Below are 19377 nucleotides of genomic sequence, written 5' to 3'. Positions count from 1 at the left end.
TTTATTGTTCTTATTCTAATCGGCAAAAACTGGTGAAACCTGAAGGCCTAGCCCTCAGTCGGAATCCTCTTCCAGCAGCTCATCTCCCTCGTCCTCTGCCTCAAAGCCGTCCTGGCTGCGACCAACGCGCGCAGGGGGCTGGCAGATGACACAGGCGTAGTTCGAATGCTGCACGAAGTCAGTGACAAACCAACCAGAGCAGGACGTACAACGTGTCATGCGAAGCTGATCAGTTTCCATGAACTTCAACAACATCCACGCCCTAGTTACAACAAGCGGAACATCGCCATCTTCAAATCCGACCTGGCTATGATAAAGGCGAATTGCGCTCATGAACACATCCATCTTGTCCATTTCACGATTCTGCGCCGATATAGCAAGATAATAGTTATAGAAAAGCGAGGCATGGATATTCTGGTTCCACTTCAGGAACCAGTGTTTGGAGTATGGAATTTGCCCTTTCGGCGGAGATACTCCACTGATCTCACGATACAACTTCAGCAGCTTATGCTTGCTGACTTCGGTTTCCTGGAGAACAACCTGTATGCGCGCGCCCGCCCCCAGGAGGTTGATGGCGCGCGTGACCTGGGCGTGTTGCTCAAGGAGGCTCTTCTGAGAATCATCCATCACTCAGAGCCTTTTCCGGTTTTGCCGGTAAGGCCGGCGCCGGCCTCAGACGCAAGCGCGATGGCTGCGTGGAGCCTGGTGTTGCCATGGTCACGGGGTTGATTGAGGATGCGGGAGAGCTGTGTGCCACTGGTGAACGCGCTGCGCATCAGGAAGGAAGCGTTGGAGGCCAGCTCAATGCACTGGGCTGTGGTCATTCCTTCGATAACGTCCAGTACGCTGTTGGGCAGGCCCAACATCACACCTGCCGCCGCTCGGTCTTCCTTGAGCGCTTTCTGGGCAAGCCAGAGGTAGGTCAGGTTGAGTTCCTGGATCTCCGCGTTCAGATCGGAATTTGCCATTAATTGTTAGCCCTATACTGGCACGGCGCTAGTACAAACGCCCGGTCAATGTCTGCAATATTTAATGAATTGCAGAGGGCTAAGTCAAGATATTGACAAGCTGACAGGCTAGAACTTTGACGTCCCGCACCTTCAGAGGTATGGCTGCTGAGACCTCGCCCAACCCACGAGATAGACCGCCGCGCCATACAGCGACGTCGGGATGTGACGATCAAGGTCGAGGTTGGCCAGGAATGGGATCAGCTCTGGACGCGCGTGGGCCGGGAGATCCGTGCTTCCCATCTGTGCTAGCAATTCGTCCCAGTGCAGGCCATAGGGGCCGGTGCCACCTGCAGGTCTGTAAGGAGCGTCGCCATCGGTCGGATTATCATCCAGGGAGACAAAGGTGTTTGATGCAATTGTTCGGTTAAGGACAATCTCCGGCAGCAGCGTAATACTCCTCAGCTCACGGCCAACCTCGACCCGATCACGGCGGAAGAACTCGACCAGTAGTGACGACTTCGACCGTAGCCACACCTTGAGCACACCGGGGGCCATGATCAGATCGAAGCTGCACTCCCCCGCCTTACCGGCAACCACCTCTGCGATCAGGCGCCAGCTTTGCTGATCCTTGTAGCTGTCACCGGCCTTTGCCTCCCGGCGGATTCTTATTTCCACTGGATACCCTGGGAACAGTTCCCCACGCAGGAGGATCGATGGATCGGAGAGCATGGCCAGCTGAGTGCGCATCAACTGCAGCAGCCTGGGATCGTCTCTTGGGCCTGCGCCAGCGAGCTCTCGCAGCCACTTGCCCACGGCCCCCTCGGTAACAACTGCGCGCGCCTGGGGCTCAAGCATCAGCTGATTGAAGGAGTAACGTCCTTGGAGGTACTGGAGCACGTGCGATTCATAGAACAGACCGGACGTTTGCACGGCCAGCTTGATCGACTGAGCGATCTGGCCAACAACATCGCCACCGTTCACTTGCAGGTAGGGAATCGAGACTTCTGGCCTACGATACTGCGGGAAGGCCCCCAGGAGCTCGCTGATGGCAACCGAGGCCTTGTTGAGGGCAAGGATGGTCGATGGCGAGGATTGGGTCAGGGGGACGTCCTGGAGGGGCGCGTAGCCTGGCCCAGGACGGGCGCCACCACCTGGAGTCCCTTTCAGGGAGTTCTCCAGGGTCGCCGGGAAGGCTTTAGGGCTCGGCTGTGGGCCGGCAGACTCCTGCCTGGCCTGGGTCAGAATGTCTCGAAGGATCTGATCAGCCGGTGGCACGACGTTCATTGGTCTTTCTCCGGTAGATGTCTTTCTCTCCGTAGACCAGACCATTGAAAACCTTGCCGTAGTTCCCAGACTCAGCCTGCTTCTGGCCGGCGGCAATGAGCTTGGCCAGCTCATCGCGCCGCTCCATCAAGCGCCGGGTGACCTGCGCAGAGATCTTGATCAGCTCATTGAGCCGCGTAGCAGCCAGATCACGTTCACCTTCAAGCAGGACAGCCCTGCTGTGAAGATCAGTCAGCGCAGACTCGCTCATCAGCGGGAGAGAGGGATGGGCAATAACGCCATCCCAGTCACCTGCGTGGATCAGCTCCAGGAGGCCGAGGCCCTGATCGATCAGGTAGCCATAAGCCGCCGTCAGAGAGATTTGACCACTCATGCTTTCCCCTTCTCTCTCTCGACCAGCTCTTTCCAGCCACCGAGCAAGTCACTCAACAGGGACTCAATCTCTGTGAGCAGACTGATGTCGTTCTTGAGGTTTGCCTGCACCAGCTTCTCCATCGAATACGTGTAGAGTGCATCAAGTCTGTGTGCCCACTCATCTGGTTTCGACAGATCAAGGCCAGCCTGCAGCCCACCAACGATGTTGATCGCCTTTGTGATGGCTTCCCCCTTCCTTGGGATATCGCCTGCTTCGATCAGGATTTTTGCAGCGCGAATGCGCTGCAAAGCCCCTTCGTACAGCATGATGACCAGGCCTACCGGAGATGCTGCGGCAGCCTTGGACTCCAAGCTGACGCGCGCATACGCACCACCGCCCGTTTCATTCCGCATGGATCACCTATCAGCTGCTGGACTTGTTCATCGCTGCGAATTGGCTGGTCAGGTAGCTACCAGTGCTGTTCCACTGCGACACCAGGCTGTCCATCGCGTTGAACTGCTTGGTCATGCGATCCATGTAGGCGTCGATTAGCGTGGACTGCTGATCGTAGGTCTTGTCCAGGCGCTTGTTGGTTTCGGTCAGGCTGTTCGAGGCCAGAGTGAGCGGGCCATCTTCTTTCAACATGGTGTCCAGCACCTTGTTGAAGCGATAAACCAAGCCATCACTGCCCATGTTGCCGGTACCGGCGAAGAAGCGCTGAACCCCTTCTGGGTTATTGGCAAGGGCGTCGGTAAGCTTGGTGCTGTCGACAGCCATGGTGCCATCAGTCTGCAACCGGATGCCCAGCTGGTTCATGAGCGTAATGCCACCGTCGTTGCCGGCGAGCTGTGTCGTAACCTGGTTGATGATCCGCTGCTGAACGTTGTTGAGCGTGCTGTCACCAATGAGGACGCCAGCGGTCTTCGTGTCCGAGTCGTATTTAGTTAGCGAAGTCATCGCGGACTTGTAACTGTTGAATGCCGACACGAAGTCATTGATGGCCTTCGTAACCGCCGTGGTGTCCTGAGCAACAGTCATCGTCTGCGCGGCCCCGACGCTTGCGACGTTCAGGGTCACACCTGGGATCGCTTCGGTGACCTGGTTGGATGAGCTCACGATGCTCATGCCATTCACTTCCAGCTCAGCGTTTGCGGCTTCGGTGATAGTCGACATCGACCCCATCACGGTGGCCAGATCGCCAGTTCCAGAGAAGCTCTGCACGATGGCGTTGTCAGTGCCAGAGTTCTTAGCCGTGAGGCTCAGGCGGTAGGGGTTGGCACCGCCCACGTTCACAATCGATGCCTGAATGTTGAGGCCGGCCGAGTTGATCTGCGAAGAGATGTCAGTAAGTGAAGACCCCTCGGCAATGTTGATCGTTACTGGAGAGCCGGTGCCGGACTGCAGGGTCAGGGTGCCTGACCCACTGATCGCGTCAGACTTACTCGCATAGCCTGCAGTAGCCATCGAGTGGGCCTTTGCAACAGCGTTGACCTTGACCGAGTAAGCACCTGGGATCGATGCAGTGGTGGCGGTAGCACTCACCCCCGTGCCGTTGAAAGCCACGGTATTGGCTTTGAAAGCACCTGTGCTGCCAAGGGCGGTCAGTGCAGTCTGCAGCTTGGACAGAGCACTAGAGATCGTGCCGTATCCCGAGATCTTGGTCTTGTTGGCGGTCTGTTTGTCGGTGATCGCCGTCAGCTTGGTGTTTTCGCTTTCACGAAGCTGATCGAGGATGTCGCTCAGGTTCAGACCCGAACCGATACCGGAAGATGTGATGGCGGCCATGTGTACTCCAGGCTGTGTCGCAGGAAAGCGTCATTTACGAATAAATTGTCTATACCTATCGGCTATCCTGCGCCGAACCTTTAGCCGTTACCGTTAGATCGGCATCGACATGACCTCCTTGTAGGCATTCACCACTTTGTTGCGCACCTGAGTGAGCATGGTGAAACCCAGGGAGGCCTTCTGCATGTCGGTTACAACGTCATCGAGCGACACGTTCGGGTCGCCCATTTGGAACCGCCGGCCCTTCAGATCAGCAGCGGACTGTTCCTGGCTGACCTTGCGCAGGGAATCCTGCAGCGTGGCCGAAAAGCTCATGGCAGACACATCGTTGCCATCAATGTTGCTCAGACCGCTGGCCTGGCTGGCCATCGTCTGCATGGACTGCAGAGCCGTATTGATCCCACTGACACTCATCAGCTCGTCCTCGAGATTCGTTGGTCACGGAGTTACTTCAAGACTGGAATCTTACCAGAGAGCAGGCGGCGGCAAAGTTCGCATATGCAGGGGTAAACCGCTGCTTATTGAAGCATTGCCAATGCGCATTTTATTTATAATTGCTCGATTCGACTGAATTGCATCGACCTGCCCTGAGGCAGGTCGTCATCTGATGGACTACGGAAAACCCACCTACATGCTGATCAACACGTACTGGATGTCCAACGCATCAGGGAGCAACCATGGCTAACCAAAACCAAGTGCCCCTGGATGCCCGGCCTGCAGGCTTTTCGATCCCGACCGTTAGAGAGTTGGTTCAGCAGATCAAGGCGAAGCCCCTCGTCCCGCTGATGTTCGTCGGCGCCGCCGTAATCGCCATTGGCGGCGGCGCGCTCATGTGGGCCGGGAACACTGACTACCAGGTGATGTACTCAAACCTGTCCGAGTCTGACGGCGGGAAGATCATCGCTGAGCTCGACAAACGTGGGGTTCCGTACAAGCTGACACAGAACGGTCACACCCTGATGGTGCCGGCCGAGCAGGTCTATCCGATGCGCCTGTCACTCGCCCAGGACAACCTGCCCGAGGGTGGCAACGTCGGCTTCGAGCTGATGGACAAGCAAGGCTTCGGAACCTCCCAGTTCGCAGAACATGTGAACTTCCAGCGCAGCCTGGAGGGTGAGCTGGCCAAGACTATCCAGAGCCTCAGCCCAGTCGAAAGAGCCCGTGTGCACCTGGTGCTACCTAAGGACAGCGTGTTTGTACGTAACCGCGAGCCGGCGAGCGCGTCAGTCACCCTTCACCTGAAGTCCGGCCGTGAACTGGGCCCAGGCCAGATCGAAGCTATCGTTCACATGGTCTCATCCAGCGTGCAAGGTTTGCCGGCGGAATCGGTAACCGTGGTGGATCAGACCGGTCGCCTGCTGTCGAAGAACGCATCTTCGATGCGTGAGCTCAACGAAGAAAAGCTCGCTTACGCGGATGAGATCGAATCGATCATCCAGAAGCGCATCGAGACCATTCTGACCCCGATCCTGGGGCGTCAGAACGTGAAAGCACAGGTCGTTGCTCAGATCGACTACTCTGCGCGCGAGCACACCTCAGAGCTCTATGCCCCGAACCAGCCGCCGAATGAAGCCGCAATTCGCAGCCAGCAGACCAGCGAAAACTTCTCCGGTGACGGCAACTCCGCTAAGGGCGTACCGGGCGCTCTGACTAACAGCGCGCCGAACAGCCCTCCCCTAACAACTCCTGACGGCAAGCCAAACCCTGCCTACCCGGCGCCGAAAGCCGAAGTGGCCAAGGCCGCAGCCGGCGAAGACAGCACATTGACCAACCTGGTCGGCACCAACAGCACACTGCGCCGCGACAAGACCACGAACTACGAGGTCAACAAGACCGTAGAGCACGTGCGTAACGAGCGTGGAGAGATCCAGCGCCTGAGCGCCGCCGTAGTGGTCAACTTCAAGGAAGAAACCACTGAAGAGGGCGAAACCAAGCAGGTTCCGCTGACCTCTGAAGAATTGGAACAGGTGAAGAAACTCGTTCGCCAGGCCATGGGCTTCTCCTCCGAACGCGGCGACGAAGTCGAAGTGATCAACAGCCAGTTCACCAAGATCCAGGACATCACCAACGAAGATCCGTGGTGGAAAACCCCTGAGTTCTTCAACCTGGCCACCAGCATCGCTCGCTACGTCGTGATCGCCATCCTGCTTCTGCTGGCCTGGATCTTCGTTGGCCGCCCGATCAAGCGTCGCATGGCCGAAAACTCGCCTGAAGCCATTGCTGCCCGTGCTCGTGCTGCCCAGGAAGCCGCTGAGGCCTACAACGGCGCCGTTATGCCGATCCACCAGGCCGTTGGCCCGGACGGTGAGCCTCTGTTCGATGAAGCCGGTAACCCGATTGAGGTTCAAACCCCTGCTACCCCGCGCCGCCGCAAGCTGTCCTACCAGCAAAACCTGGATGGCCTTCAGCAGATGGCCAAGAACGAGCCGCACATCGTCGCCGCTGTCTTTGCCGAGTGGCTCAAGCGCGAACAGCAGCAGAACGAACAGTAACCAGCCAAGACGGGGTGGTACGCCACCCCTAAACCTTTCGAGTTGAGCTACGACGTATGAGCGAACCCGCACAAAGCAAATGGCTGCGCCGCATCAGCATCCTGAGCAACACGCTGAACGAGAACGACAAGAACGCTGCAGCGGCGGTGCTGAAAAGCCTGCCCCAGCCCGAGATCGTCCGTATCACCACCAACATGCTCAAGACCGGTCAGGTCACTCACCAGGAGATGGAAGAGGCCCTGGAAGAGTTCATGGACACCGCTGAGCGTATCGCGGCATCCGGCCTGGACTCCTCTGCCAGTGTGCACGCCATGCTGGTTGAGGCCATCGGCCAGAAGCGCGCCGACGACGTCATGTCCGGCATCGTTGAAGACTCGCAGGCCATGAGCGGCATCCAGAAGCTCGACATGATGGAGCCCAGCCAGACGGCTGACCTCATCAAGGACGAGAGCGAGCAGGTCATCGCAACCATCTTCAGTCAGATGTCTCCCAAGGTCGCCGGCCAGGTGCTCATGCTGCTGCCCGAGGACAAGTGGGCTGAGATCCTCCAGCGTATGGCTGGCCACAACGGCGTCCAGCCGACGGCACAGGCCCAGATGATGCACGTGATCAACACCCTGCTGACCGGCCAGACTATCAAGCGCTCCAAGCTCGGCGGAACCCGTTCTGCGGCCGAAGTGCTCAACACCATCCAGAGCGCCGCCCAGGTCAAGATCCTCGATGCCATCCGCGAAACCAACGCGATCACGGCCGAGCAGATCGAAGAAGAAATGTTCCTGTTCGAGAACATCATCGACCTGGAAGACCGTGCTGTTCAGCGCATTATCACCGAGATCAACAGCAACTCCCTTGTGGTCGCGCTCAAATCCGCAACGGACGAGCTCAAGGACAAGTTCCTGCGCAACATGTCCGAGCGTGCCGGCGCCATGCTCGTCGACGAAATGGATCAGACCGGGCCGAAACGGGTTTCCGAGGTCGAGGCCGAACAGAAAGAGATCCTGGATACCATCCGCCGCCTGGCCGCCGCTGGTGAAATCAGCCTAGCGACCGGGGACGACCAGTATGTCTGAGTTCGATCCTCAGCACTCCTGGAGGCCCTGGAAGCTGCAGGAACTGAGCGAGCTCGCCCCTGCCCCCACCGCTGCCGCAAAGGCAGAGGTGGCCGGCACGGCACCGGCTGCGAAGTTCGAGCAAAAGACAGAGCTGCAGATTCTGCGCGAAGAAGCTACGGAGGCCGGCCACAAGGCCGGCTTCTCGCAGGGCCACGCCGAAGGGCTTGCACAAGGGCTGGAAGAAGGCCGCAACAAGGCTTACCAAGAAGCTTCGGATGAGGCTGCCCGAGCGGTAGTCCAGTTCGTTGCGCCGATCAGGGAGGCCCAGGAGGCCTTCTTCGAAGCGCTCAAAGACAATGACAGGGTCATCGCACAGCGAATCGCTGAGCTAGCGGTAAAAGTCGCGCACAAGCTGGTTGGACACGTGATCGACCTGAACGTCAGCGCAGTGGCCCAGACTGTTGCTGACCTGCTTAAGTCTGACCCTGAGGTTCTCGGCAAACCAAAGCTGTGGTTGAACCCCGAAGACATCGCAATCGTGCGTGAAGCCCACGCTGAAGCTCTCGATGCCGCCGGCTGGACTGTGGTGGCTGACGAATCGCTGCACCGAGGGGGCTGCAGAGTCACCAACGAGCAGGGTGAGATCGACGCGTCCATCGAAACCCGCTGGGCTCATCTGAGCAATGCACTGTCCCTGGGGGACGCGTAAGCATGTCCGAGCACATCAACCGCTGGCTTAAACCCCTGGAAGAAGCTGACAAGCGTATCGACGCTGTAAGCGACGTCCAGGTGGTAGGCCGCCTGGTCAAAGCTACCGGCCTAGTCCTTGAGGCCGTTGGGATCAACATCCCAATCGGTGGGGTTTGCCTGGTCGAGCTGACCGCGTCCAAGGATCGTAAAGCTGCGCCATACGAAGGCGAATACGCCGAGGCAGAGGTCGTTGGCTTCAACGGCTCCACCCTGCGCATCATGCCTCTGGAAGAGACACACAGCCTGCAGAAAGGCGCGCGAGTGTTCCCTCTCCCAGGCCTGGCAGGCGGCACTGGTGCTCGCAGATTCCCGCTTGGCAATCAGCTACTGGGCCGAGTCGTTGATGGCAGCGGCGTGCCGCTCGATGGCAAGGGCCCGCTGATCCACGCAGAGTACGGAACCCTGGCCGGCCCTACAATCAACCCGATGACCCGCGCTCCAGTCAAAGAGCAGATCGACGTTGGCGTGCGCGCCATCAACGGCCTCCTCTCTGTCGGCCGGGGCCAACGCATGGGCCTGTTCGCCGGCTCTGGCGTCGGCAAATCGGTTCTACTGGGCATGATGGCACGCTACACCGATGCGGATGTGATCGTAGTAGGCCTGATCGGCGAACGTGGCCGTGAGGTGAAGGAGTTCATCGAGGAGATTCTTGGTGAGGAAGGTATCTCCCGCGCGGTTGTGGTTGCAGCGCCAGCTGATGTATCGGCACTTAAGCGCCTGCAAGGTGCTGCCTACGCTACTCGTCTGGCCGAGGACTTCCGTGACAAAGGCATGAACGTCCTGCTCATCATGGACTCCCTCACCCGCTACTGCATGGCCCAGCGCGAGATCGCCCAAGCCGTCGGCGAGCCCCCGGCCACCAAGGGATACCCGCCGTCTGTGTTTTCCAAGCTGCCTCGCCTTGTCGAGCGTACCGGCAACGGCGACGTCGGAGGCGGTTCAATCACGGCGTTCTACACCGTGTTGACCGAAGGTGACGACCAACAAGATCCGGTGGCCGACAACGCCCGCGCCATCCTCGATGGGCACATCGTGTTGTCGCGCCAGCTCGCTGAGTCTGGGCACTACCCTGCTATCGACATCGAGGCCTCGATCAGCCGAGTCATGGTCAACGTCGTCAGCCAGGAACAGTTGCAGAAAGCGCAACAGCTCAAAAAGCTCCTGTCCAAGTACCAGCGCAACGTCGACATGGTCATGGTGGGCGCATATGTCCCCGGCCGTGATCTGGAAACAGACAGGGCTGTGAACAGATACCCAGTAATCGAGCGTTTCCTGCAGCAACGGATCAATGAGAAGTCGGATATTGCCGACACTTTGGCAACTCTCACTGCTATCATCCCGTGACTGACATCAAAGGCCGATAAGTGACCAATAACAAAAACGCCCTTGACCTCATCATCGAACAGTCCCGCGAGCTTGTGGAACGGGCAACTAATCGCCTGGCCAACAGCCAACGGAACCAGCAAGAAGCTGCAAATAGCGTAACGCAGCTGCTGGAGTACCGTACCCAGTACCTGGACGAGATGCAGCGCATGATGCGCGCCGGAATGGATGCGATTTCAGCCCAGAACTACCGCACCTTCATGAAAGCCCTCGACAGGGCTATCGAAGAAGCCCGCCAGGCCTACCTCTCCAGTTCAAAGGACGTGGAGGTTAAGCAGGATGAGTGGCGCGGAGAGTATCGCGAGCTGAAGTCACGCGAAATGCTGCAGGGGCGCCGGATTGAAAAGGCGCGCGTGCAGGAATCCCGGCGTGAACAGAAAGCTGCAGACGAGATTTGCGGCCAGATGTTCACCCGCCGAGCCACGGCATTCGGACTTAACTAGGCCCAATCATGCAGAACGTCTCTCCTGCTATCGAGCAGATCCTCCTCCCCGCCGCCGTCAACACACCTGCCACGGCCGCAACTGCCAACGGAGACTTCTCCAAGCAGTTCGCAGCAGCCAAAGCAGCGCCAGCTCCAAGCGCCAGCACGCCGAAAGCTCCAGTGGTAGCCCAGGTTGTTGATGCCACTGCAAAGAGCGCAGCGCAGCAAGTTGCCCTCACCGATGACGACTGGGAGTCCGCCCTGGCCGAAGTAGTGGAGCCATCCGCTCCTACGGCAGTCTCGGAGGATGAAGTCCTTCCAGTTGCGCAACTCCCGGCTGATGCCTCGGCCCCAGCCTTGCCGGCCGAGGTGCTACCGACGGAGACCGAAGCTCGCCAGGAGCCTGCGCCAGCTTCCACCAAATCCCAAGATAAGTCCGAGCAGGCGGCTACTCCCGCTCCTACGGCGGCTACTGCAGAACAAGGCATGCTGCAGGCCTCTCCGCTGGCCATGAGCATCCTTTCGATCATCCAATACGGACAACCCGACGTTCAGCCCAAGCCGCAGGAACAAGCTCCTAACCAGGGCAACATGGCCAAGAACAATCTGTCCGACAGCCTGATCCTTGCCGACGCTCGCCGGCCGGCCCAGATAGCTGACACAGAGAGCACTGCAGTGATGCCTTCCGCCCTGGCCACCGTCCAGGGCAAGGAGACGAACGACAAGTCGGTCACTGATGAGGCCAAGGCTCGCAATTTCTTGGAAAACCTCACTCAGGCAACCCAGAACAGCCAGCCGGCGCAGATCACCTCGGGCATCCAGTTTGTCTCCAACACTCAGCTGGTGGCAAACAACCAGGCCCCGGTGGCACCGAGCTACGAAGTTCCGGTCAACTCCCCCGAGTGGGGCAAAGGCCTGATGGAGAGAGTCACCACCTTCCACATGAAGAGTGACTCCAATGTCGAGATTCGCCTGAACCCGGTAGAGCTCGGCCCCATCGCCATTCACGTCCGCATCGCCGACACTGGTTCCGCGAACATCCAGTTCGTCTCGCACAGCGCGGATATCCGCAGCTTGGTCGAGCAATCTCTCCCGCACCTAAAGAGCATGCTGTCCGATCAGGGTATCTCCCTCGGCCAGACATCGGTCGGCGACCACTCCTCCTCCGGTGACAGTTCGCAATTCCTTCAAAAAGGTAGCGATTTCAACGAGCTGGGCGCTGACGAAGCTGACGTTGCGGCTGTTCAGCCCGACGAGGTTTCTGGCATCATTGCCGGCAGAGTGAACCTATACGCCTAAAGCTAGATCGAGGGCGACAGGAGTGCCTTCTAGGATCTCTTTTATGAACATATTGAGGATTTTGAGGCATGAGCGAAGTAGAACAAAAGCCCGCCGGGAACGGCATGGTAAAGACCGCCGCAGTCAGCATCGGTGGCTGTGCTCTCCTGATCGTTGCAGCGGTGTACTGCCTGAAGACTGGCGTGATCAGCATCGATCCGAACAAGCCTGTCGAAGAGGCCCCTATCGTTGCGCCGGCACCGATCTACGTGACCATCGCCCCGTTCACGGTCAACATCCAGTCGCCGCGCCCGATGGGCGGGTTCACCAAGAACCTGATCTACTCCGGCCTGTCCTTCCGCGTTGAGGACAACGAGACCGCCGAATTCCTGCGCACTCACATGCCCGAACTGCGCAGCCGCCTGCTCATGATCATGGCCGACCAAGACCCCGAGGTGCTGCGCACCCGTGAGGGCAAGGACAAGCTGAAAGAGACCATCATGAACATGCTCAAAGAGCCTTTCACCAAGCCTCAACCGGTGCTGAAGGTTACCGACCTCCTGTTCAACGAGTTCGTTATCCAGTGAACCCACGCAAAAAAATCATGAACGGGGACGAGTTCCAGGCTCTGATCGAAGAGCTTGGGCCCGACCAAGTCCATCTGTACGACCCGGCGTCCCAGACCCAGGTGGTGAACCAGCGCCTCATGGCGCTGGATCTCATCAACGAGAAGTTCTGCCGAGACTTCCGTACCGTCATGTTCGGCCTGATCCGCCGAAACGCAGACATCATCTGCGAAGGTGTGAGGTACGATACTTACAGCCAGTTCGACAGCTCACAGCCGTCGCTCATGAGCTACAACGTCTTCACCATGCGCCCCCTGAAAGGGAACGCCATCCTACTGCTCTCCCCTGAGTTCGTGCTGATGTCCATGGACATCATGTACGGCGGAACCGGCAGGATCGGGAACATCGAGCGAAAGCGCGAGTTCACCGTGCTCGAGAACGAGATCATTAAGGCGATGACCGAGTCTGCACTCAAGGCCTACGAAGGTGCCTGGAGTGCTGTGTACCCGGTTGAGACCGAGTACCTGCGCAACGACATTCTGCCCAAGTTCACCAACATCACGAACTCCCCGAACGAAGTGGTCGTGAATACCATCTTCGAAGTGGACTTCGGAATCGTTCAGGGCCAGCAGCTGCGCGCCACATTCGGCATCGCCCTGCCCTATACGCCCTTGAGCCTCATCAAGAGCGAGATGACAAACATCCAGGTCGATCACGAAGACAGCAACCCGGAACAATGGAGCTCTAGCCTGCGCACCGGGCTGAACCGTACCGGCGTTGAGGTGAGCGTCAATTATGGATATATTGCAAGCTCTCTAGCGAAGCTGGCCTCACTGCAGCCCGGCGACATCCTGGAGCTTGATGAGCCCATCGAGCTTACCGCCACCGCCGAGAACGTCCCCTTGTTCACCGGGCGTCCTGTCGCAAGCCGGAACAAGGTTTCGCTGCACGTGAACAAGCTGTACGACCACTCCGTTGCGGAGGCCGTCGCAAAGCTCAAAGCCGCCCAAACCGTTAAATCCGAGGATCAACCAGATGAGTGACAAACAACAGACCGGCGAAGGCGGAGATCTCTGGGCGAACGCTCTGGGCTCGGACGATGCCAGCGGATTCAAACCGCTCGTGGACGACAACCGCGTGGTCGAGCGTGCTTCCACCCCTCGCAGCCTGGAAGCCCTGGGCCGCGTGCCGGTAACGCTCGAGGTAGAACTTGGCCGCACCATGATGAAGGTCGCTGACCTCCTCCACCTCAAGCAAGGCTCCGTTGTCGAGCTGGACAAGCTCATCGGCGAGTCCCTGGACATCAAGGTCAACGGCAACCCGGTGGCCAAGGGTGAAGTCGTGAACCTCCAGGACAAGTTCGGCATCCGCATCATCGAAGTGAACTTCGACAACGCCGCGCTGATGGAGTAACCCCTCGGGGTGCTACCAGAAATCGGGGCTTCGGCCCCGATTCTCTTGAGGTGAGTATGCTGCCGGATTACCAATTGGTGTTTTGCCTCCTGCTCTTGTTGTTCGCCGTCGTCATCTGCTTCGAGCTGCACTGCGCCTGCACTGCACCAAAGGTTCAAGGCATTGCTCAACCTCAAGTCAAAAGCGTCACGCCAATAACCGACTCAGAGCAGCTGATCACAGTCGACCTCGGTGATGTGGAAGTGGTGCTCGCGAGGTCGGCCGAGCGAATCGATGTGATCCACACCAGGCCCTGCACCCAGAAAGCCTGAATCCCTCAGAACGACGCTACACAGAGGAACTGTCATGCGGCATCGCTTTGCGCAGGCCCTGAAAGCCTGCGCCATCCCCCTGCTCGCCATCAGCACACTACTGCTGACCTCCAGCGCTGGTGCCGCCGGCATCGATGCAATCACAACAACCCCGGTAGCCGGCGGCGGCCAGAAGTGGTCTCTCAGCGTCGAGACGCTGGTCATGCTCTCCTTCATGACCCTGCTCCCGACCATTCTGCTCATGATGACGGGCTTCCTGCGCATCGTGATTGTCCTGGGCCTGTTGCGCCAGGCGCTCGGATTGACCACAACGCCCCCGAACCAGGTGATCATCGGTATCTCCCTGTTCCTGACGCTATTCGTCATGTCGCCGGTACTGAACAAGGTTAACCAGGACGCCTGGCAACCTCTGCAAGAGAACAAGATCTCCTTCAATCAGTTCCTCGACCGCGCCAGCGTCCCCGTGAAAGAGTTCATGCTCAAGCAGACCAGGGAGACTGACATCGCCCTTTTGGCAAAAATTGCCAAAGCTGATGATTTTCAGACGCCGCAGGATGTCCCCTTCATGATCCTGCTCCCCTCCTTCGTGATTAGCGAGCTGAAGACGGCCTTCCAGATCGGTTTCACCATCTTCATCCCGTTCCTGATCATCGACCTGGTCATCGCGAGCGTGTTGATGGCGCTGGGCATGATGATGGTGCCGCCGGCAACCGTCTCACTGCCATTCAAGATCATGCTGTTCGTCCTGGCCGATGGCTGGGGACTGCTGATCAGCTCGCTCGCCGAAAGCTTCTTCACCTGAGGATCGCCCTATGACTCCTGAAATGGTCATGTCCCTCATGAACGGCGGCATCGTCGTCGCCGTGAAACTCGCCGCGCCAGCTCTGGCGGTGATCCTGGTAGTGGGTCTGCTCGTCAGCATGCTGCAGTCAGCGACCCAGATTAACGAGATGACCCTCTCGTTCATTCCCAAACTGGTCTGCCTGCTCATCGTCCTGGTGGTCTGCGGCCACTACTTGATTGGCACCATGGTCACCTACATGCGGGAGCTGTACATGAGCCTCCCGAGCATGATCGGCGGATGATCGAGATCACTTACGACCAGCTCAATGCTTGGCTGGTCATCTTCTTCTGGCCCTTCTGCCGTCTCAGTGGCTTCATCATGGCGTGCCCGGTGTTCGGGCATAGCTCGGTGCCAACCAGGGCCAAAATCGGCCTGGCGGCTGTTCTAGCGGTCGTTGCCGGCCCCCTGATCAACAACCCGGTCAATTTGCCCGTGGCATCCTGGGCAGGCCTGCTCATCATCGTGACCGAAATCGCCATCGGAATCGCCATCGGTATGGTGATGAAGATGACACTGGCGGGCATCCAGGCGGCCGGCGAGATGATCAGCATGCAGATGGGCCTGAGCATGGCCATGGTCTACGCCCCAGATACGGGGAGCCAGAGCAGTGTTCTGGGTCGCTTCCTCTACATGGGCGCCCTACTGATGTTCCTGGCCTTGAATGCGCACCTGGTGCTCATCCAGATCATCGTCGAGTCCTTCAGGGCGCTGCCGCCTGGCAGTGCCCTAGACCTAGATCTCGGCAAAGCCCTAGCTCTGCATGCTGCCACCATCTTCGCGTCAGGCCTGCTGCTTAGCCTCCCAGTGGTGATCACACTCCTGATCATCAACCTGGCCATGGGCATCCTGAACCGAACGGCCCAGCAGCTCTCGGTCTTCTCGATTGGCTTCCCGGTGACGCTGGGCGCCGGCTTGTTGCTGCTTACCGTCCTGCTCATGAACTACGACCGCTTCCTGGCTGACATCTTCCAGCAGGGCTTCGTGTTCACCAACCAAATCATTGATTCCCTTGCACCCACCCCTCAGTGAGATCCTGATGAAGCGCCTACTCCTTGCTCTGATGCTCGTCCCCAGCCTGTCGATGGCCGCAACTGTCCAGATCAAGACCGTGGTCGAACGCAACGGAAAGCCCATCGCAGAGGCATCCGTACAGGTAGCTGAGGACATGGAAAACTTCATGTCCATTCAGTTTGAAGGGGGCTCGGTAGGCTTTCAAACAGCGCTTCACAGAGCCACGTATGAGGATGCCCTCTTCTATCAGCGCATCACATACTGTGGTGCCGACAAACCCGGTCAAAAATGTAGCCCCCTCACACCCTATAAGGGCAGTAAGACCGTGCCCTTCGCCACTCCGGCCATCGAGACGATCAAGTACATTTCGGCGAACGGCAAGGTCGAGCAGATCAAGGTGACTACCTCAGTAGTACCGGTTTCTCCGAACCAGGCGGAGATTGAAGGGAAGATCAGAAAGCAGAGGGCACTTCTGGAATCACTTACCAGGAGGGCAGAAAAATCCGAACAAGCGGAACGTAAGGCACTTGATGACATAGCCGCTCAGGATGCTGCAGCCGAGACACAGCAGCAGAAGAAATGATCCAGGCGGGCTAGGTTCATCCTAGCCCGCTTCGTTTCTCCCCCCGTAACCTGGTACTACAACTCCATCTGCAGGCTGGCCATGGGCAAGATCACTCGAATCGATTACGCGGTGAACATCATCTTGAAGGACATGTTCGCCTTCGATATCAACGTGAAACGCCCTGAAGGGATCTACGAGCAGCTGGCCCCGGCTGTGTCACCAGAAGGTGAAATCCTCACCTATGGGCCCGACAGCTTGGTCTTTGCATTTGCGACTTCGCTCAACAACAGACTGGTCAGGAAGCTTCGTAAGAGCACCAGGAACCGCGCCCTTGAGGATTACAGTCGGTCAGCCCTTCTCCGGTATCTGACCAAGATTGGTGTCAATCCAATCGACCTCATGTACGTGGCGTATGGAGAGCACACGCATAACTTCATCGGGAGCGACGTGTGCGTGTACTGGGAAACGCTGCATCCCGAGAATACTGACGGTTTCGCCGAAAGGGTTCGGTCACTGGACGACATGATCGAGCAGTGGCTGGCTCTTCCCACCTATGCAAAGCCCAGATTCAAAGACGCGTCTTCAGTCATGAACGCCCCTGGCGCCAGACTGATGTCTGCAATCGCGAACACAACTGAGTCGCAGGCCCACTTCATCTACACCTCGCGGCACGGAGTGAGATTGGTGAAGGAATGGCTGGACGAGATCAGTGTATGCCCGCAGGAGTTCCAGCTTACTGCGGTGAAGAACTTGCTCTGCTCAAGCCTGCTTTTCGACGAAGACGACCTGGTGGAATACCGCGCCACTGCAAAGCCTGCCCTGAAACAGATCGTACAACTGTGCGGCAAGCTTGATCTGTCGTTTGGCACTGACGGGGACTGGCATAAGCAGAGTGTCATCCAACACTTGAAAGAGATGGGCTTCGACAGGCAGGAACAGCTTGAGGCTATCACGCAGTTGGCCAATACCCGCTGGCCAATGCTCATCTCCAGCGCCTGCGCAGACCTGATCTGGGAGCCCCACGTGCTGGTTCCCCATCTTCTGAAAGCAGGGCTGGACGAGCCCGCAATCCGGGCGGTGGTCAAGAACTGCCTGGCCACCGAGGTTACTGCCTACGTTGGCTCCGAGGAGACTTCCGACAACCTCAAGTTGCCGGTGCTGAAAGCTGTAGTCGAAAAGCTCTGTTCAGCTTTCCGTGAGCACGGCCTCTCGCCTCTGGAAGGCAGTGATGTCCTCGACACCCTGACGGTCAGCCTCCACCTTTGCGAAGAGTTCTTCCCGAAGGGTTACATCCGGGCTGATGCTGAAGTGCCGTCATTTGACCGATTCTGCCGGGCCAAGATTGGAGATGATACGGCCCTCGGCACCAAACGGGACTATCTCGATCAGTGGGTAAACATGGCGCATGCCATGGGCAGACCCGACATCATTGAGTCGTTGCTCGCGCAGCATTTCAGGACAGGCTGCAAGGACGATGTCCTGGAAGGATCGTACATGCTCAGAGCTGTCCTCGAACACGAAAGAACCGATATCAAGTCGGCCTTGCGAACGCCTGCACGCAGGCTGAGAGCCATTGAGCTAGGCATCCGTGTGGATGAGGCCTTCGAGATGAGCAAGGAACGCGAACAGACCAAATTCATGCTTAGCACCATGGAAATCTGAGCACGAATCTCCAGCTAGACAACCACCTCTTTTACCTACATATTGCAGCCCCTCGAATGGATTTCTGAGTGCTGCAAAGACGGAACTCAATGCCGCCTCCAAGTCGCAACATGCACACATGCTGCGGTTTGGGTGCCATCTGGTACTGCTGAGTCCGAAACAGCACTCGGATCGCCTGAAATCACGTACCCGCAGGGTCGTGACAACTGGCCGCGCCAGTCGTAACATCTTCCGAATAGATGGCCCTTTGACACACATGTGCCTCTATGACGGATCGAACCCAGTCACGCCAAGGAATAGACTCCATGCAAATCAAGCAACTTCTGGCAGGTGCAGTAGCAGCAATCATCCTGACCGGCTGCGGCGGCGAGAGCGACAAGCAAGCCGGGAAATCCCCTGCAGCTTCGAAGAGCGAAGCGGTCGCCCAAGCAGCGCCGGCAGCTCCGGCCAAGCCGAAAGTCGATCCGAACGCACCTACCTTCCAGATCCTCCCTGCCCCGCCTGCACTGGCTGCTGACACCCACTTCACCAAGATCGAAGGCGGCAGCGAGCTGGCGTACCTCTACAACGCGCACTCTGACGCCCCCGTCACTGTTCCCGAGTTCATCGACAGCTGGGGCTCCGGCATTTCACTGTCGAACGCTGGCTTCCTCACTGGCGATGAGGCCATCGATTCCCTCATGCGCAAGTACGGTGAAACCTCCGACCAGTTCAAGCAACATGACATCGCGAAGCAGATTGAGCCCCTCTACCAGGCTCACCTGGATGCCAGCAAGCAGATCCGTTACGTAGAAGTGACCCTGCCGCCGCAGGCCACCCTCAAGGGCTACGACTTCGCCACCAAGGCGTTCCCGTTCCCGCTGTCGGCGTTCAACGACTACCACTACATGACGAAGCAGGAACGAGACAACTTCATCCGTGGCAGTATCACCCGCCCGGAAACTCGTGGCTCGATCTCCTGGAGCAGACCGAACCGCTATAGCCTGAGCTTTACCAACGGCAAACAGTTCCAGTCCCTGGTCGTTGAGGACGAAGCCAAGGCCCGCGAGATCGAGGCGCTCATCTCCTCTCGCAAGCCGATGAACATCACCGTTTTCGGCTACCTCGACAGCCTGCAGACCGGCCAGGAATCGATCAGTGATGGCTTCCGCACCAGCCTGATCAAGATTACCAAGCTGGTGATCCGTGAAGGCGACGAGAAAGGCAAAATCCTCCTCAGCGTAGACGCCAAGGCCTGATCCAGGTCTGAAAC

General features: G+C 58.2%; 23 protein-coding genes. 16 read left to right on the top strand and 7 right to left on the bottom strand.

Annotated elements, in window-relative coordinates:
• Positions 1-54: 54 nt before the first annotated feature.
• The 7 genes from HNP46_RS21145 to fliE all read right to left on the bottom strand — a co-directional run bounded on the left by HNP46_RS21145 (position 55) and on the right by fliE (position 4788).
• On the bottom strand, positions 55-627 hold the full coding sequence (locus HNP46_RS21145; protein ID WP_184592858.1) for a FlhC family transcriptional regulator: 573 nt from the start codon (positions 625-627) through the stop codon (positions 55-57).
• A complete protein-coding gene (locus tag HNP46_RS21140) occupies positions 627-968 on the bottom strand; it encodes a flagellar transcriptional regulator FlhD (protein WP_184592856.1) in 342 nt (113 codons plus the stop codon). Before HNP46_RS21140 ends, HNP46_RS21145 begins: the two co-directional genes overlap by 1 nt.
• A gap of 132 nt (positions 969-1100) precedes the next feature.
• Positions 1101-2234 carry a hypothetical protein gene (locus HNP46_RS21135; RefSeq protein ID WP_184592854.1) on the bottom strand — a complete coding sequence of 378 codons (1134 nt, stop codon included), beginning with the start codon at positions 2232-2234 and terminating at the stop codon, positions 1101-1103.
• Positions 2212-2607, bottom strand: coding sequence for a flagellar protein FliT (locus HNP46_RS21130; protein ID WP_184592852.1), 396 nt, complete (start codon positions 2605-2607; stop codon positions 2212-2214). The genes HNP46_RS21135 and HNP46_RS21130 overlap by 23 nt, the downstream gene beginning before the upstream one ends.
• Entirely contained in the window at positions 2604-3002 is a 399-nt protein-coding gene (gene fliS / locus HNP46_RS21125) for a flagellar export chaperone FliS (protein WP_184592850.1), read from the bottom strand. The genes HNP46_RS21130 and fliS overlap by 4 nt, the downstream gene beginning before the upstream one ends.
• Before the next feature lie 10 nt (positions 3003-3012).
• Complete coding sequence (fliD, locus tag HNP46_RS21120; protein ID WP_184592848.1) at positions 3013-4374, bottom strand: flagellar filament capping protein FliD; 1362 nt, start codon at positions 4372-4374, stop codon at positions 3013-3015.
• Positions 4375-4467: 93 nt separating this feature from the next.
• Positions 4468-4788 carry a flagellar hook-basal body complex protein FliE gene (gene fliE, locus HNP46_RS21115; protein WP_184592846.1) on the bottom strand — a complete coding sequence of 107 codons (321 nt, stop codon included), beginning with the start codon at positions 4786-4788 and terminating at the stop codon, positions 4468-4470.
• A 263-nt stretch (positions 4789-5051) separates the two neighbouring features.
• Between fliE and fliF the strand changes: the two genes are divergently transcribed.
• The 16 genes from fliF to HNP46_RS21035 all read left to right on the top strand — a co-directional run bounded on the left by fliF (position 5052) and on the right by HNP46_RS21035 (position 19363).
• The gene (gene fliF / locus HNP46_RS21110; RefSeq protein WP_184592843.1) at positions 5052-6866 is read left to right on the top strand and encodes a flagellar basal-body MS-ring/collar protein FliF; all 1815 of its coding nucleotides are present in this window, start codon (positions 5052-5054) and stop codon (positions 6864-6866) included.
• A gap of 56 nt (positions 6867-6922) precedes the next feature.
• Complete coding sequence (gene fliG, locus HNP46_RS21105) at positions 6923-7936, top strand: flagellar motor switch protein FliG (protein ID WP_184592840.1); 1014 nt, start codon at positions 6923-6925, stop codon at positions 7934-7936.
• A complete protein-coding gene (locus HNP46_RS21100; RefSeq protein ID WP_184592838.1) occupies positions 7929-8627 on the top strand; it encodes a flagellar assembly protein FliH in 699 nt (232 codons plus the stop codon). Before fliG ends, HNP46_RS21100 begins: the two co-directional genes overlap by 8 nt.
• 2 nt (positions 8628-8629) lie before the next feature.
• Positions 8630-10012, top strand: a complete 1383-nt coding sequence (locus HNP46_RS21095) for a FliI/YscN family ATPase (protein WP_184592836.1) — start codon at positions 8630-8632, stop codon at positions 10010-10012.
• A gap of 20 nt (positions 10013-10032) precedes the next feature.
• Complete coding sequence (fliJ, locus tag HNP46_RS21090) at positions 10033-10494, top strand: flagellar export protein FliJ (protein WP_184592834.1); 462 nt, start codon at positions 10033-10035, stop codon at positions 10492-10494.
• Between the two features lie 8 nt (positions 10495-10502).
• Complete coding sequence (locus tag HNP46_RS21085; protein ID WP_184592832.1) at positions 10503-11774, top strand: flagellar hook-length control protein FliK; 1272 nt, start codon at positions 10503-10505, stop codon at positions 11772-11774.
• Between the two features lie 68 nt (positions 11775-11842).
• Positions 11843-12340 (top strand): flagellar basal body-associated FliL family protein, encoded by a 498-nt coding sequence (locus HNP46_RS21080; protein ID WP_184592830.1) that lies wholly within the window; start codon positions 11843-11845, stop codon positions 12338-12340.
• Positions 12337-13362, top strand: a complete 1026-nt coding sequence (locus HNP46_RS21075) for a flagellar motor switch protein FliM (RefSeq protein WP_184592828.1) — start codon at positions 12337-12339, stop codon at positions 13360-13362. The genes HNP46_RS21080 and HNP46_RS21075 overlap by 4 nt, the downstream gene beginning before the upstream one ends.
• Entirely contained in the window at positions 13355-13732 is a 378-nt protein-coding gene (gene fliN, locus HNP46_RS21070) for a flagellar motor switch protein FliN (protein ID WP_184592826.1), read from the top strand. Before HNP46_RS21075 ends, fliN begins: the two co-directional genes overlap by 8 nt.
• A 56-nt stretch (positions 13733-13788) precedes the next feature.
• The gene (locus HNP46_RS21065) at positions 13789-14043 is read left to right on the top strand and encodes a hypothetical protein (RefSeq protein WP_184592824.1); all 255 of its coding nucleotides are present in this window, start codon (positions 13789-13791) and stop codon (positions 14041-14043) included.
• A gap of 34 nt (positions 14044-14077) precedes the next feature.
• On the top strand, positions 14078-14845 hold the full coding sequence (gene fliP, locus HNP46_RS21060) for a flagellar type III secretion system pore protein FliP (protein WP_184592823.1): 768 nt from the start codon (positions 14078-14080) through the stop codon (positions 14843-14845).
• Positions 14846-14867: 22 nt separating this feature from the next.
• Positions 14868-15128, top strand: a complete 261-nt coding sequence (locus tag HNP46_RS21055) for a flagellar biosynthetic protein FliQ (protein ID WP_260403224.1) — start codon at positions 14868-14870, stop codon at positions 15126-15128.
• On the top strand, positions 15125-15916 hold the full coding sequence (gene fliR / locus HNP46_RS21050) for a flagellar biosynthetic protein FliR (protein WP_184592818.1): 792 nt from the start codon (positions 15125-15127) through the stop codon (positions 15914-15916). Before HNP46_RS21055 ends, fliR begins: the two co-directional genes overlap by 4 nt.
• A 7-nt stretch (positions 15917-15923) precedes the next feature.
• Entirely contained in the window at positions 15924-16481 is a 558-nt protein-coding gene (locus tag HNP46_RS21045) for a hypothetical protein (RefSeq protein ID WP_184592816.1), read from the top strand.
• Positions 16482-16562: 81 nt separating this feature from the next.
• Entirely contained in the window at positions 16563-18125 is a 1563-nt protein-coding gene (locus HNP46_RS21040; protein ID WP_184592814.1) for a hypothetical protein, read from the top strand.
• 305 nt (positions 18126-18430) lie between these two features.
• The gene (locus HNP46_RS21035; protein ID WP_184592812.1) at positions 18431-19363 is read left to right on the top strand and encodes a hypothetical protein; all 933 of its coding nucleotides are present in this window, start codon (positions 18431-18433) and stop codon (positions 19361-19363) included.
• Positions 19364-19377 lie beyond the last annotated feature (14 nt).

Origin of the sequence: Pseudomonas nitroreducens (genome assembly GCF_014204515.1) — a bacterium.
Taxonomy (GTDB): Bacteria; Pseudomonadota; Gammaproteobacteria; order Pseudomonadales; family Pseudomonadaceae; genus Pseudomonas; species Pseudomonas nitritireducens_A.
The sequence above is the reverse complement of the archived record's forward strand: the minus strand, read 5'-3'. Positions and strand labels throughout refer to the sequence as shown.

Bases quoted from the DNA above. Each gene is read 5' to 3' on its own strand.
- HNP46_RS21095 (WP_184592836.1), top strand. From the start codon at position 8,630: ATGTCCGAGCACATCAACCGCTGGCTTAAACCCCTGGAAGAAGCTGAC.
- fliR (WP_184592818.1), top strand. From the start codon at position 15,125: ATGATCGAGATCACTTACGACCAGCTCAATGCTTGGCTGGTCATCTTC.
- fliP (WP_184592823.1), top strand. From the start codon at position 14,078: ATGCGGCATCGCTTTGCGCAGGCCCTGAAAGCCTGCGCCATCCCCCTG.
- fliS (WP_184592850.1), bottom strand. From the start codon at position 3,002: ATGCGGAATGAAACGGGCGGTGGTGCGTATGCGCGCGTCAGCTTGGAG.
- HNP46_RS21080 (WP_184592830.1), top strand. From the start codon at position 11,843: ATGAGCGAAGTAGAACAAAAGCCCGCCGGGAACGGCATGGTAAAGACC.
- fliF (WP_184592843.1), top strand. From the start codon at position 5,052: ATGGCTAACCAAAACCAAGTGCCCCTGGATGCCCGGCCTGCAGGCTTT.
- HNP46_RS21085 (WP_184592832.1), top strand. From the start codon at position 10,503: ATGCAGAACGTCTCTCCTGCTATCGAGCAGATCCTCCTCCCCGCCGCC.
- HNP46_RS21040 (WP_184592814.1), top strand. From the start codon at position 16,563: ATGGGCAAGATCACTCGAATCGATTACGCGGTGAACATCATCTTGAAG.
- HNP46_RS21035 (WP_184592812.1), top strand. From the start codon at position 18,431: ATGCAAATCAAGCAACTTCTGGCAGGTGCAGTAGCAGCAATCATCCTG.
- HNP46_RS21065 (WP_184592824.1), top strand. From the start codon at position 13,789: ATGCTGCCGGATTACCAATTGGTGTTTTGCCTCCTGCTCTTGTTGTTC.
- HNP46_RS21130 (WP_184592852.1), bottom strand. From the start codon at position 2,607: ATGAGTGGTCAAATCTCTCTGACGGCGGCTTATGGCTACCTGATCGAT.
- fliG (WP_184592840.1), top strand. From the start codon at position 6,923: ATGAGCGAACCCGCACAAAGCAAATGGCTGCGCCGCATCAGCATCCTG.
- HNP46_RS21055 (WP_260403224.1), top strand. From the start codon at position 14,868: ATGGTCATGTCCCTCATGAACGGCGGCATCGTCGTCGCCGTGAAACTC.
- HNP46_RS21045 (WP_184592816.1), top strand. From the start codon at position 15,924: ATGAAGCGCCTACTCCTTGCTCTGATGCTCGTCCCCAGCCTGTCGATG.
- fliN (WP_184592826.1), top strand. From the start codon at position 13,355: ATGAGTGACAAACAACAGACCGGCGAAGGCGGAGATCTCTGGGCGAAC.
- HNP46_RS21135 (WP_184592854.1), bottom strand. From the start codon at position 2,234: ATGAACGTCGTGCCACCGGCTGATCAGATCCTTCGAGACATTCTGACC.
- HNP46_RS21145 (WP_184592858.1), bottom strand. From the start codon at position 627: ATGGATGATTCTCAGAAGAGCCTCCTTGAGCAACACGCCCAGGTCACG.
- fliE (WP_184592846.1), bottom strand. From the start codon at position 4,788: ATGAGTGTCAGTGGGATCAATACGGCTCTGCAGTCCATGCAGACGATG.
- fliD (WP_184592848.1), bottom strand. From the start codon at position 4,374: ATGGCCGCCATCACATCTTCCGGTATCGGTTCGGGTCTGAACCTGAGC.
- HNP46_RS21140 (WP_184592856.1), bottom strand. From the start codon at position 968: ATGGCAAATTCCGATCTGAACGCGGAGATCCAGGAACTCAACCTGACC.
- HNP46_RS21100 (WP_184592838.1), top strand. From the start codon at position 7,929: ATGTCTGAGTTCGATCCTCAGCACTCCTGGAGGCCCTGGAAGCTGCAG.